General features: G+C 69.3%; 13 protein-coding genes. 10 read left to right on the forward strand and 3 right to left on the reverse strand.

The features are described from left to right. From rho to ESP51_RS10530, 3 genes are all read left to right on the forward strand, one after another. A partial coding sequence (rho, locus tag ESP51_RS10520) for a transcription termination factor Rho (RefSeq protein WP_129520861.1) occupies positions 1 to 1,724 on the forward strand: 1,724 nt, incomplete at its 5' end. A gap of 4 nt (positions 1,725 to 1,728) precedes the next feature. Continuing rightward, positions 1,729 to 2,805 carry a peptide chain release factor 1 gene (prfA, locus tag ESP51_RS10525; protein WP_129520862.1) on the forward strand — a complete coding sequence of 359 codons (1,077 nt, stop codon included), beginning with the start codon at positions 1,729 to 1,731 and terminating at the stop codon, positions 2,803 to 2,805. Next, positions 2,802 to 3,299 (forward strand): GNAT family N-acetyltransferase, encoded by a 498-nt coding sequence (locus ESP51_RS10530; RefSeq protein WP_241843111.1) that lies wholly within the window; start codon positions 2,802 to 2,804, stop codon positions 3,297 to 3,299. The genes prfA and ESP51_RS10530 overlap by 4 nt, the downstream gene beginning before the upstream one ends. A gap of 51 nt (positions 3,300 to 3,350) precedes the next feature. Here ESP51_RS10530 and epsC read toward each other — a convergent pair whose 3' ends face one another. Continuing rightward, positions 3,351 to 3,929 (reverse strand): serine O-acetyltransferase EpsC, encoded by a 579-nt coding sequence (gene epsC / locus ESP51_RS10535; protein WP_129520913.1) that lies wholly within the window; start codon positions 3,927 to 3,929, stop codon positions 3,351 to 3,353. A gap of 4 nt (positions 3,930 to 3,933) precedes the next feature. Continuing rightward, positions 3,934 to 4,875: a cysteine synthase A gene (gene cysK, locus ESP51_RS10540; RefSeq protein ID WP_422386841.1), complete on the reverse strand. Its 942-nt coding sequence runs from the start codon at positions 4,873 to 4,875 to the stop codon at positions 3,934 to 3,936. 89 nt (positions 4,876 to 4,964) lie between these two features. Between cysK and prmC the strand changes: the two genes are divergently transcribed. Next, positions 4,965 to 5,837 (forward strand): peptide chain release factor N(5)-glutamine methyltransferase, encoded by an 873-nt coding sequence (gene prmC / locus ESP51_RS10545; protein WP_129520914.1) that lies wholly within the window; start codon positions 4,965 to 4,967, stop codon positions 5,835 to 5,837. Between the two features lies 1 nt (position 5,838). On the opposite strand, the gene ESP51_RS10550 is transcribed toward prmC, so the two are convergent. After that, positions 5,839 to 6,837: a TetR/AcrR family transcriptional regulator gene (locus ESP51_RS10550; RefSeq protein ID WP_241843112.1), complete on the reverse strand. Its 999-nt coding sequence runs from the start codon at positions 6,835 to 6,837 to the stop codon at positions 5,839 to 5,841. A gap of 123 nt (positions 6,838 to 6,960) precedes the next feature. Between ESP51_RS10550 and ESP51_RS10555 the strand changes: the two genes are divergently transcribed. From ESP51_RS10555 to atpB, 6 genes are all read left to right on the forward strand, one after another. Beyond that, positions 6,961 to 7,893 carry an ATP-binding cassette domain-containing protein gene (locus ESP51_RS10555; RefSeq protein ID WP_129520864.1) on the forward strand — a complete coding sequence of 311 codons (933 nt, stop codon included), beginning with the start codon at positions 6,961 to 6,963 and terminating at the stop codon, positions 7,891 to 7,893. Between the two features lie 5 nt (positions 7,894 to 7,898). After that, positions 7,899 to 8,687: an ABC transporter permease gene (locus ESP51_RS10560; protein ID WP_206737282.1), complete on the forward strand. Its 789-nt coding sequence runs from the start codon at positions 7,899 to 7,901 to the stop codon at positions 8,685 to 8,687. A 106-nt stretch (positions 8,688 to 8,793) separates the two neighbouring features. Further along, a complete protein-coding gene (locus ESP51_RS10565; protein ID WP_129520866.1) occupies positions 8,794 to 9,573 on the forward strand; it encodes an L-threonylcarbamoyladenylate synthase in 780 nt (259 codons plus the stop codon). Further along, on the forward strand, positions 9,570 to 10,919 hold the full coding sequence (locus ESP51_RS10570) for an MraY family glycosyltransferase (RefSeq protein WP_206737283.1): 1,350 nt from the start codon (positions 9,570 to 9,572) through the stop codon (positions 10,917 to 10,919). The genes ESP51_RS10565 and ESP51_RS10570 overlap by 4 nt, the downstream gene beginning before the upstream one ends. Beyond that, positions 10,900 to 11,379, forward strand: coding sequence for a Cg1360 family ATP-synthase-associated protein (locus ESP51_RS10575; RefSeq protein ID WP_241843113.1), 480 nt, complete (start codon positions 10,900 to 10,902; stop codon positions 11,377 to 11,379). The genes ESP51_RS10570 and ESP51_RS10575 overlap by 20 nt, the downstream gene beginning before the upstream one ends. 184 nt (positions 11,380 to 11,563) lie before the next feature. Then, a complete protein-coding gene (atpB, locus tag ESP51_RS10580; RefSeq protein ID WP_241843114.1) occupies positions 11,564 to 12,343 on the forward strand; it encodes a F0F1 ATP synthase subunit A in 780 nt (259 codons plus the stop codon). The last annotated feature ends 29 nt before the right edge of the window (positions 12,344 to 12,372 follow it).

The following is a 12,372-nucleotide window of genomic DNA, read 5'->3' on the forward strand; positions in this document are numbered from 1 at the left end:
CGGCCGTTCGCGAGGAGCTCGCCGCGGCAACCGGCGAGGGCGCACGCAGCCCGCAGCCCGCCGAGGGCGACGACGAGGCGGCATCCGCCGAAGAGCCGCGTCAGGGCCGCAACCGCAACCGTGGCCGCCGAGGCGGCGAGCGTGCTGAGCGCACCGAGCGCGGCGAGGACGCACAGAAGACCGAGGGCCGCCAGCCCCGCCAGAACGGCGACCGTGCCGAGCGCGGCGAGCGCCAGAACGGCGACCGTGGCGACCGCCAGAACGCAGGCCAGGCCGAGCAGGGCCGCAAGGTCGACGAGGGTGCCAAGGCCGACGCGGCCCGCCAGGTCGACGTCGACAACGGCAAGCAGCAGAACGACGGCGCACGCGGCCAGCAGGGCCGTGGCCAGCAGGAGCGCGGCCAGCAGGAGCGCGGCCAGCAGGAGCGCGAGCGCGGCCAGCAGGAGCAGCTGCAGGAGGGCGAGGGCGGCCGTCGCAATCGCTACCGCGACCGCAAGCGTCGCGGCCAGGGCGCCGGCGACGAGCTCGAGCCCGAGATCCTCGACGACGACGTGCTGATCCCGATCGCCGGCATCCTCGATGTGCTCGACAACTACGCGTTCGTGCGCACGACCGGCTACCTCCCGGGCCCGAGCGACGTCTACGTCTCGCTCGGCCAGGTGAAGAAGTACAACCTGCGCAAGGGCGACGCGGTCGTCGGCTCCATCAAGCAGCCGCGTGACGGCGAGTCCAACAGCCGCCAGAAGTACAACGCCCTCGTCAAGGTCGACTCCGTGAACGGGCAGACGCCCGAGGAGTCGGCGGCGCGCGTCGACTTCCAGAAGCTCACGCCGCTCTACCCGCAGGAGCGCCTGCGGCTCGAGACCGAGCCCACGAAGCTCACGCAGCGCATCATCGACCTCGTCGCCCCGATCGGCAAGGGCCAGCGCGGCCTCATCGTCGCGCCGCCCAAGGCCGGCAAGACGATCGTGCTGCAGCAGATCGCCAACGCCATCTCGACGAACAACCCCGAGGTGCACCTCATGGTCGTGCTCGTCGACGAGCGCCCCGAAGAGGTCACCGACATGCAGCGCACGGTGAAGGGCGAGGTCATCGCCTCGACCTTCGACCGTCCCGCCGAAGACCACACGACGGTCGCCGAGCTCGCCATCGAGCGCGCGAAGCGGCTCGTCGAGCTCGGTCACGACGTCGTCGTGCTGCTCGACTCGATCACCCGGCTCGGGCGCGCGTACAACCTCGCCGCACCGGCATCCGGTCGCATCCTCTCCGGCGGCGTCGACGCCTCGGCGCTCTACCCGCCGAAGCGGTTCTTCGGCGCGGCGCGCAACATCGAGAACGGCGGATCGCTCACCATCCTCGCCACCGCGCTCGTCGAGACCGGTTCGAAGATGGACGAGGTGATCTTCGAGGAGTTCAAGGGCACCGGCAACTCCGAGCTCCGGCTCTCGCGCCAGCTCGCCGACAAGCGAATCTTCCCGGCCGTCGACGTGAACGCCTCGTCGACGCGTCGTGAGGAGATGCTGCTCTCGCCCGACGAGGTCAAGATCACCTGGAAGCTCCGGCGCGCCCTCGCGGGCCTCGACCCGCAGCCGGCGCTCGAGGCCGTGCTGGGTCGCCTGAAGGAGACCCAGTCGAACGTCGAGTTCCTGATGCTCATGCAGAAGTCGATGCCCGTCGCGGGCGGCACGGCGGCCTCGCACGGGCACGAGATCGACCACCGGTAAGGCTGTGTTCGAGTCCGTCAGCAACCTCCTCGCCGAGCATGCGCAGCTCCAGGAGGAGCTCGCCGACCCTGCGCTCCACGCCGACGCAGCGCGCGCGAAGAAGGTCAATCGGCGCTATGCCGAGCTGAGCCGGATCGTCCACGCGCACACGACGTGGCTCGAGGCGCAAGACGACCTCGCCGCCGCGCGTGAGCTCGCGAAAGACGACACCGCCTTCGCCGAGGAGGTGCCCGCTCTCGAAGAGGCGCTCGCCACGGCACAGGAGCGACTGCGGCGGCTGCTCATTCCGCGCGACCCCGACGACGGACGCGACGTGATCATGGAGATCAAGGGCGGCGAGGGGGGCGCGGAGAGCGCCCTCTTCGCGGGCGATCTCCTGCGCATGTACATGCAGTACGCCCAGGCCAAGGGCTGGAAGGTCGAGCTCCTCGACCAGAACGAGTCCGACCTCGGCGGCTACAAAGACGTGCAGGTCGCGATCAAGTCGAACGCGACCGACCCGTCGCAGGGCGTGTGGGCGCACCTCAAGTACGAGGGCGGCGTGCACCGCGTGCAGCGCGTGCCCGTCACCGAGACGCAGGGCCGCATCCACACCTCCACGACGGGCGTGCTCGTCTTCCCCGAGGTCGACGAGCCCGAAGAGGTCGCGATCAGCCAGAACGACCTGAAGATCGACGTCTATCGTTCGTCGGGTCCCGGCGGCCAGTCGGTGAACACCACCGACTCCGCGGTGCGCATCACCCACCTCCCGACCGGCATCGTCGTGTCGATGCAGAACGAGAAGTCTCAGCTGCAGAACCGCGAGGCGGCGATGCGAGTGCTTCGTGCCCGCATCCTCGCCCGCCAGCAGGAGGAGCTCGCGGCTGCGGCATCCGATGCCCGCAAGTCGCAGATCCGCTCGATGGACCGTTCCGAGCGCATCCGCACCTACAACTTCCCCGAGAATCGCGTTGCAGACCACCGCACCGGCTACAAGGCCTACAACCTCGACGCCGTCATGAACGGCGCGCTCGACCCGATCGTCGAGTCGGCCATCCAGGCCGACGAAGAGGCGCAGCTCGCGAGCATCGGCGACGAGTGACAGAGGGTCTCACGATCCGGCCCGCTACGGCGCTCGACTGGGATGCGATCCACTCGATCTTCGAGCAGGTCGTGCGTGAGGGCGAGACCTACGCGTACCCGATGTCGCTGACATCTGATGACGCGCGCGACCTCTGGATGGAGCAGCCCCCAGGGCTCACCGTGGTCGCGGAGATCGACGGCAAGATCGTCGGCACGGCGAAGATGGGGCCGAACCGACCGGGCCATGGCGACCACATCGGCACCGCGTCCTTCATGGTCGATGCCACGGCACGTGGTGCGGGCGTCGGCCGGCGGCTGGGCGCCTACGTGATCGACTGGCACCGGCGCCGAGGATTCGAAGGGATCCAATTCAACGCGGTCGTGGCGTCGAATGCGGCGGCGGTGCATCTCTGGACGTCGCTCGGCTTCGAGATCGTCGGCACCGTGCCGAACGCCTTCCGTTCCCCGCGCTTCGGCCGAGTCGGCCTGCACGTCATGTTCCTCGCCCTCTGAGCGAGCGGATGCCGCGGCATCCGCTCGCTCCGGTCCTGCGAGAGCGCGCGCCTAGATGTGCCAGTCGTGCACGCCGCGGGCGGCGTCGGCCGTCTCGTGCGAGAGCGGCTTGACCGTCGCGGGGATGCCGACGATGAGCGAGTGCGAGGGTGCGTCCTTCGTCACGACGGCGTTCGCGCCGATCGCACTCCAGGCTCCGATCGTGACGGGGCCGAGCACCTTCGCGCCCGCCCCGACGGTGACGCCGTCTTCGAGCGTCGGATGCCGCTTGGCCCCGCGCCCGGCGCCGCGCCGCGCCTTTCCGCCAAGGGTGACCCCGTGGTAGAGCATGACGTCGTCGCCGAGCACGGCCGTCTCGCCGATCACGACGCCCATGCCGTGGTCGATGAAGAAGCGCCGGCCGATGGTCGCGCCCGGGTGGATCTCGACGCCCGTGAGGAAGCGCACCAGTTGCGACAGGATCCGAGCGGGCAGGAAGAGTCTGCTCCCCCAGAGCCGGTGCGCGACGCGGTGACCCCAGATCGCATGCAACCCCGAGTAGGCGAGGAACACCTCGAGCGATCCGCGTGAGGCGGGATCGTGGGCGCGTGCGGTCGAGATGTCTTCACGAAGCCTGGCGAGGAGTCCCACCCGCTCAGTCAAGCAGACCTTCGTACAGCACCGTCGACAGGTACCGCTCGCCGTAGCTCGCCGCGATCACGACGATGGTCTTGCCGGCGTTCTCAGGTCGCTGCGCGAGCTGCGCTGCTGCGTAGATCGTCGCGCCCGAGGAGATGCCGCCGAGGATGCCCTCCTCGACGCCGAGGCGGCGAGCGGTGGCGATGGCCTGGTCGATGTTCACGTCGATGATCTCGTCGTAGATGTCGCGGTCGAGGATCGCCGGCACGAAGTTCGCCCCGATGCCCTGGATCTTGTGGGGGCCGGGCGCGCCGCCGTTGAGGATCGGCGACTCGGCGGGCTCGACGCCCACGATCTTCACCTCGGGCTTGCGCTCCTTGAGCACCTGGCCGACGCCCGAGATCGTGCCGCCGGTGCCGATGCCCGACACGAAGATGTCGACTTCGCCGTCGGTGTCGTTCCAGACTTCCTCGGCCGTCGTGCGGCGGTGGATCTCGACGTTCGCCTCGTTCTCGAACTGCTTCGCGAGCACTGCTCCGGGGGTCTCGGCGACGAGCTGCTCGGCGCGGGCGACGGCGCCCTTCATGCCCTCGCTGCCGGGAGTCAGCACGAGCTCAGCGCCGTAGGCCCGGAGGAGGCCACGGCGCTCCTTGCTCATCGTCTCGGGCATCGCGATGATCACGCGGTAGCCGCGTGCTGCGCCGACCATCGCGAGCGCGATGCCGGTGTTGCCGCTCGTGCCCTCGACGATCGTGCCGCCGGGTGCGAGCTCGCCCGAGGCCTCTGCGGCGTCGACGATCGCGACGCCGAGGCGGTCTTTCACGCTCGCCGACGGGTTGTAGAACTCGAGCTTTGCGAGCACCGTGGCGTCTGCGCCGTCGGTCACTCGGTTGAGACGCACGAGCGGGGTGCGCCCGAATACCTCGGTGATGTTGTCGAAGACCTGTGCCATGATCATCCCTCTCGTGACGGCGTGTGCCGCGCTCAGCCTATGGTCGGGGTGCCCTCACCGGCTCGTGCGTTACATTCCATTGCGTGGATCAACGGATGCCGGGGCCCGGCGCGCACCCTCTTCGGGCGATTCGCGACGGCGTCGTCGCCCGGCTGGCCGCCGCGGGCGTGCCCGATCCCGAGGTCGACGCCGAGCTGCTCATCGGCCACGTGCTCGGCCTCTCGCGCGGCGGAGTGCAGGCGAAGCTCGTCATGGACGGCGAGCTGGGGGAGTCGGATGCCGCGTCGCTCGACGCGCTCGTCGCGCGTCGTGTCCGCCGCGAGCCCCTGCAGCACCTCACCGGCCGTGCCGCCTTCCGTTCGCTCGAGCTCTTCGTGGGTCCGGGAGTCTTCGTGCCGCGTCCCGAGACCGAGGAGGTCGCCCAGCTCGCGATCGATGCCCTGCGGGCGGCGGCCGAGCCCGAGCCGATCGCGGTCGATCTCGGTTCGGGCACGGGTGCGATCGCGCTCGCCCTCGCGACCGAGGTGCCGCACGCGCACGTCTGGGCGGTCGAGAACTCGCCAGAGGCGTTCCCGTGGACGCGCCGCAACGTCGAGGCGATCGCCGCGTCGAACCTCGACCTCGTGTTCGGCGATCTTGCGCTCGCGCTGCCCGAGCTCGACGGGCGCGTCGCCGTGGTCGTGTCGAATCCGCCGTACGTGCCGCTCGCCGAGATACCACGCGACCCCGAGGTGCGACTCTACGATCCCGAGCACGCGCTCTACGGCGGCGCCGACGGGCTCGACGTCGTGCGGGCGCTCTCGAGGCGCGCGCTGGGGCTGCTCCGGCCTGGCGGCGTGCTCGTGATCGAGCACGGGGAGCGGCAGTCGGCGGGCATCGCCGCGCTGCTGGCATCCGACGGCTGGCGGGCCATCGCCCATCACCGCGACCTGACCACTCGCGACCGGGCGACGACCGCGCTGCGCTGACTCACGGTCGGCGGTTGCGCTCGAGCTGCTCCCGCTCTCGTCGTTCGGTCTTCTCCCGTTCGTGCTTCTCGCGCTCGAGTGCGTGCTTGACGGCCTCGCGTTCGCGCTTCTGCGCCTCGCGCAGAGCCTTCTCCGCCTCGCGGCGAGCCTTCGTCGCCTCGCGCACGGCCTTGTCGCGGGGGAGGAGCAGCGCCGGCTCGGGCTCGGGGCCCCTCGCCGTCGTGGGCGCGCCCGATTCGAGTCGGCCGACGTGGTATTCGATGCCGTCGAGGATGCGCTCGAGGCCGAACGAGAAGTCCGCGTCGGCCTCGTCGTCGGCCGCTTCGGCGCCCGCGATGTATCCGCCCGTCGTCATCAACGGGCTCAGGTAGGGGAATCGCTCTGGGGTCACGAGCTCGATGAGCGCCTCGAGGAAGTTCTCGCCCGTGACGTCACCGGCGTCGCGCGCAGCGGCCGCGGCGGCGACGAGGTCGCGTTCCTGCGCGCTCGTCGCGCGTGCGTAGCTCGTCACCAGGAGGAGCGCCGACATCTTCTCGCCGTCGCTCAGGGGGAGAGACCGCACCTCACGCAGGAACCAGTCGACGAACATGAGGTTCTTCGGGGTGATCGGGGCACCTGAGATCGGGATGTCGACGATCCAGGGGTGCGCCCGGTACGCCTCCCGGATCGCGAGCACCCACGCCGTCACCCCGTCGCGCCACGTGCGCTCGAGCGCGTCGTCGGGCACCGACACGTCGATCGCGCCCTCCTGCATGAGCAGGATCAGGTCGTCCTTGCTCGTGACATAGCGGTAGAGCGACATCGTCGTGAAGCCGAGCGACGCGGCGACCCGGCTCATCGACACCGCCGAGAGCCCCTCGGCGTCGGCGATCTCGATCGCGGCGTCGACGATGCGTTCGATGGAGAGCTCGCGTTTCGGGCCGCGTTGCGGATGCGTCGCAACCCCCCACGCGAGCGCGACACCGCGGGGGAGCTCGGGGTCGGGTCGCACTCGGCTCACATCGGCTCCCGTTCTCGATTTCCTGTTGACCCACAGTCTAGAACTGTGTATTACTTAAACAACAGTGCACCATATAAACAGTTTGCGGCGTACGCAGACGATTCACCTCGAAAGGACCGGGACATGACTCTCGCCATCGACGCGCGAGGCCTCCGCAAGCGATTCGGGCGCACCGACGTGCTTGCGGGCCTCGACCTCGCCGTGCCGGCCGGCACCGTCTTCGCCCTGCTCGGGCCGAACGGCGCGGGCAAGACGACGACCATCAACATCCTCACGACCCTCGTCCAGGCCGACGCGGGCACCGCCCACGTGGCCGGCTTCGACGTCGCCGCGGAGCCCGAGGAGGTCAAGCGGCGGATCAGCCTCACCGGCCAGTCGGCCGCCGTCGACGAGGTGCTCACCGGCACCGAGAATCTCGTGATGATGGGCCGCCTCTCCGGCCTCGGCCGCACAGAGGCGCGCACGCGAGCGGCCGAACTGCTCGAGCGCTTCGGGCTCACGGATGCCGCAACCCGCCGCGTCGGCACGTACTCCGGCGGCATGCGCCGCCGACTCGACCTCGCGCTGAGCCTGATCCTCGCCCTGCCGGTCGTGTTCCTCGACGAGCCGACCACGGGGCTCGACACCCGCAGCCGCCAGGAGCTCTGGAGTGTCATCCGCTCGCTCGCCGACGCAGGCACGACGGTCTTCCTCACGACCCAGTACCTCGAGGAGGCCGATCGGCTCGCCGACCGGATCGCCGTGCTCGACAACGGCCGCATCGCCGCCGAGGGCACCGCCGACGAGCTCAAGGCGCGGATCGGCGGCGACGTCGTCGAGCTCCGCGACGCCGGCGGGGAACTCCTCGTCGAGCTGCCCACCGACGGCACGGTGCACGGGCTGCGCGCCGCGATCGACGAGCTCGATCGGCGCGCGGCATCCGGCGCACCGGGTGTCAGCGTCACGATCCGTCGCCCGAGCCTCGACGACGTGTTCCTTGCGATCACGGCCGGCGGATCGCCGGCCACTCCCTCCGCCGACGGGCTCGCCCGCCCCGAACTCATCGAATCGAAGTGACGACCATGACGACCCTCGTCCAGACCCGCCCTCGCCTCAGCCCCTTCACCGCCGAGGCGACCTTCATCAACCGCAGCTTCCTCCACTCCGTGCGCGACGTCGAAGCGCTCCTGATGGCCGTCGTGCTGCCCGTGATGCTCATGCTGATGTTCACCTTCATCTTCGGAAACGCGATCGACCCCTCGGGAGGCTACGTCGACTACGTCGTGCCCGGCATCATCCTGCTCTGCGCGGGCTTCGGGGCGTCGTCGACGGCGATCTCGGTCTCACGCGACATGACGACGGGCATCATCGACCGCTTCCGCACGATGCCGTTGCGGAGCGGGGCCGTGCTCACGGGACACGTCGTCGCGAGCCTCGCGCGCAACCTCTTCGCGACTGGCGTCGTGATCGCGGTCGCGCTGCTCGTCGGATTCCGCCCGGTGGCGTCGCCACTCGAGTGGCTCGGTGTGTTCGCCATCGTGGGGCTCTACATCCTCGCGATCACGTACCTGTTCGCGGCCATCGGCCTCGCCGCCTCGACCCCCGACGCGGCGAGCGGCTACGGCTTCATCCTGCTCTTCCTGCCGTACATCTCGAGCGCGTTCGTGCCCGTCGAGACGATGCCCGGGTGGCTGCAGTGGATCGCCGAGAACCAGCCGATCACCCCGGTCATCGAGACGATCCGCGGGCTCCTCATGCACACCCCGATCGGCGACTCGGCGTGGCTGGCCGTCGTCTGGTGCCTCGGCATCATCGCCGTGTCGGTCGTGTGGGGGGCGTGGTTGTTCCGGCGCAAGGCCGGGCGCCGCTGACGGCGGGGTGAGACCGGCGGATGCCGCGGCGCGCATGCGTCGCGGCATCCGTCGCGCTTTCTGCTGCCCTCGGCCTCATCGGGCGCTGGTCTAGAATCGAGCGGTCATGACTGCCACCTACGACTGTTCGGTCGATTCCCAGCTGCTCGCCGGAATGCGACTCGCGCGCGGCGCCATCGGGAGGGGCGAACTCGTCGTGATCCCCACCGACACCGTCTACGGCGTCGCCGCCGACGCCTTCAACGCCGAAGCGGTCGCGAGGCTCCTCGATGCGAAGGGCCGCGACCGCACGTCGCCGCCGCCCGTGCTGATCCCCGGGATCCCCACGCTCGATGCGCTCGCGAGCGAGGTGCCCGGCCCGGTGCGCGACCTCGTAGCCGAGTTCTGGCCCGGCGGTCTCACGGTGATCCTGCACGCGCAGCCGTCCCTGCAGTGGGACCTCGGCGAGACGCGCGGCACCGTGGCGCTGCGCATGCCGGCGAACCCGATCGCCCTCGAGCTCCTCTCCGAGACGGGGCCGCTCGCCGTCTCGTCCGCCAACCTGTCGGGCATGCCGTCGGCCACGACGGCAGCGGCCGCCGCCGAGATGCTCGGCGACTCGGTCACCGTCTACCTCGACGGGGGAGCGGCGGGCGAGGCCTATGCGCCGATCGGCGAGCGGCCGGGCGACACCTCGTCGACCATCATCGACGCGACCGGCCTCGCCGAAGAGGGCGGAACCCTCCGCATCGTGCGCGCCGGCGTGATCTCACGTGAGCAGATCGCCGCGGTCGTCGGCGAGGAGCTGCTCGCCCCCGCCCCCGGCGGGCCGCGTGCCGATGACGCGGCATCCGAATCGCCTACCCCTGCCCCCGGCGACGACGGAGCGGATGCCGCCATCTCATGACCCTCTACCTCGCGCTCGCCCTCGTGGCCGCGCTCGTGACCTTCGGCGGGTCGATCCTCGTCTGGAAGCTCAGCCTCAAATACCGGCTGTACCCGAAGATCCGCGACCGCGACGTGCACACCCGGCCGACGCCGCGACTCGGCGGCATCGCGATGTTCGTCGGCATCGTGATCGCGATCGCTGCGGCCGCGTTCCTGTCATCGCTCGGCTCGTCCCGCTTCTCGATCCTCTCGATCGTCTTCCAGAATCCGGGCCAGATGCTCGCGATCCTGGGGGCGGCGCTGCTCATCGTGCTCATCGGCGTCGCCGACGACATCTGGGACCTCGACTGGACCACGAAGCTCGCCGGCCAGTTCATCGCCGCGGGCCTCATCGCCTGGCAGGGCGTGACGATCGTGTCGCTCCCGATCGGCGGCATCACGGTGGGATCGTCGTGGATGAGCGCGGCGATCACGGTGTTCGCGATCGTGCTCGTCATGAACGCGATCAACTTCATCGACGGGCTCGACGGGCTCGTCGCCGGCGTCGCGCTCATCGCGAGCGGCACCTTCTTCCTCTACACGTACCTCCTCGTGCAGAAGACATCGCCGCAGAACTACTTCAACATCGCGTCACTGCTCGCGGTCGTGCTCGTCGGAGCCTGCATCGGGTTCCTGCCGCTCAACTGGCACCCCGCGAAGCTCTTCATGGGCGATGCAGGGGCGCTCCTCATCGGCCTCCTGATGGCCACCTCGGCGATCGCCGTCACGGGCCAGATCGACCCGTTCTCGATCGGCGGCGGCGAGCTCTTCCCGGCGTTCATCCCGATCATCCTGCCGTTCGCGGTGCTGCTCATCCCGCTCCTCGACTTCGGGCTCGCGGTGATCCGGCGCCTCAGGGCCGGCAAGTCGCCCTTCGCTGCGGATCGCAAGCACCTGCACCACCGCCTCCTCGACATGGGCCATTCGCACCTTCACGCCGTGCTCATCTTCTACGCCTGGACGGCGGTCGCGTCGATCGGATGCCTCCTGAGCTTCGTATTCCCGGTCTACTACGGCATCTCGTCGATCTGGGCGTTCCTCCTCCTCGGCATCGGATTCATCGTCTGCGCCGCCTTCACGCTCGCGCCGCTCGGCCGCCGCAAGCGCCTCACGGTCGCCGCCGAGGCGGATGGGCCCGAGGGGCCGGCCGCGGCGCTCGACGAGCTCGAGGGGCCGTCGCCGGCGCTCGACGAGCTCGAGGGGCCGCCGTCGGCGCCCGATGAGCCGGAAGGTCCGGCCACGACGCCCGACGCATCTGTCACGCACATCCGGCCGGCGGCATCCGGCAGTCCCGAACTGGAGCATGATGACCGACCCGCGTCCTGAACCCGCCGACCGCACGCCCACCTCGAACCCGGTGCTCCGCAAGGCGCTCACGTGGGGCGGCGTGCTCGCCGGCGTCATCGCGATCGTGAGCGCCTCGCTCGGATTCGTCTTCGACGGAACGTCGGGCCTCGTGAGTGGCCTCATCGGCACGCTCATGGCAGTGGTCTTCATGGGCATCACGGCCGCGAGCATCCTCGTCGCCAACCGGTTCGCCGGCAGCGACGTGTTCGTCGGCGCGTTCTTCGGCATCGTGCTGGGCGGCTGGCTCCTGAAGTTCATCGCCTTCATCGTGCTCGTCGTGCTGCTGCGCGACGCCGCCTGGCTCAATCCCACGGTGCTCTTCCTGAGCCTCGTCGCGGGGGTCATCGCCTCGCTCGTCGTCGACGTGCTCGTCGTCGCGAAGTCGCGCATCCCGTACGTGAGCGACGTGCAGCTCCCGAAGCCTCCGGTCGACGACTGAATGGGCTGCGGCGATTCGTCCGCTGCCGGAAGTATTGCTAGAGTATTGACGATCCCCCACGGTTTCCACACGGCTTCGGCATGTGCGGAATTCCGTTCCGATGTTCGTCGTCGCGAGAGCCGAGCTCCACGCCCCGAAACAGGAGATAGCGCTGCTAGCTAACGCTCTGGACCTGCTGGTTCCGATGTCAACCGACGATGGTGGCTTCCACGGGCCCTCGATCGACGAGTTCTTCCCTGGAGCTCTGCTCTTCGAGGGCACCGACTTCGAGATCAACCGCATCATGCTCGTCCGCTTCGTCGCGGTCGCAGCGCTCCTCCTCGTGTTCTGGCTCGGCACGCGCCGCATGACCGTGGTGCCCGGCCGATTCCAGAGCCTCGTCGAGATGGGGCTCGACCTCGTTCGCGTCAACATCGCCGACGACCTGCTCGGCAAGCGAGACGGCAAGCGGTTCCTGCCGATCCTCACCACGATCTTCTTCATGGTGCTGTTCATGAACCTCACGGGCGTCATCCCGTTCCTGAACATCGCCGGCACCTCGGTCATCGGCGTGCCGCTCGTACTCGCGATCGTCGCCTACGTCACGTTCATCTACGCGGGCATCAGGAAGAACCCCAAGAACTTCTTCAAGAACTCGCTCTTCCCCTCAGGGGTGCCGTGGCCGGTCTACATCATCGTCACGCCGATCGAGCTCATCTCGACGTTCATCATCCGGCCGATCACGCTCACGCTCCGACTCATGATGAACATGATCGTCGGGCACCTCCTGCTCGTGCTCTTCTTCGCGGCGACGCAGTTCTTCGTCATCCAGCTCAGCGGCGGGTGGACCCTCCTCGGCGTCGGGACGCTGGCCTTCGGCTTCGTCTTCACGCTCTTCGAGATCCTCGTCGCAGTCCTGCAGGCCTACGTCTTCGCCCTCCTCACCGCGGTCTACATCCAGCTCGCGGTCGCAGAAGAGCACTGAGCTCGGGCACCCGCCCAGCACATCCCTAG

The sequence above is a fragment of the Agromyces albus genome (assembly GCF_004134825.1).
In the GTDB taxonomy this organism is placed as follows: domain Bacteria; phylum Actinomycetota; class Actinomycetes; order Actinomycetales; family Microbacteriaceae; genus Agromyces; species Agromyces albus.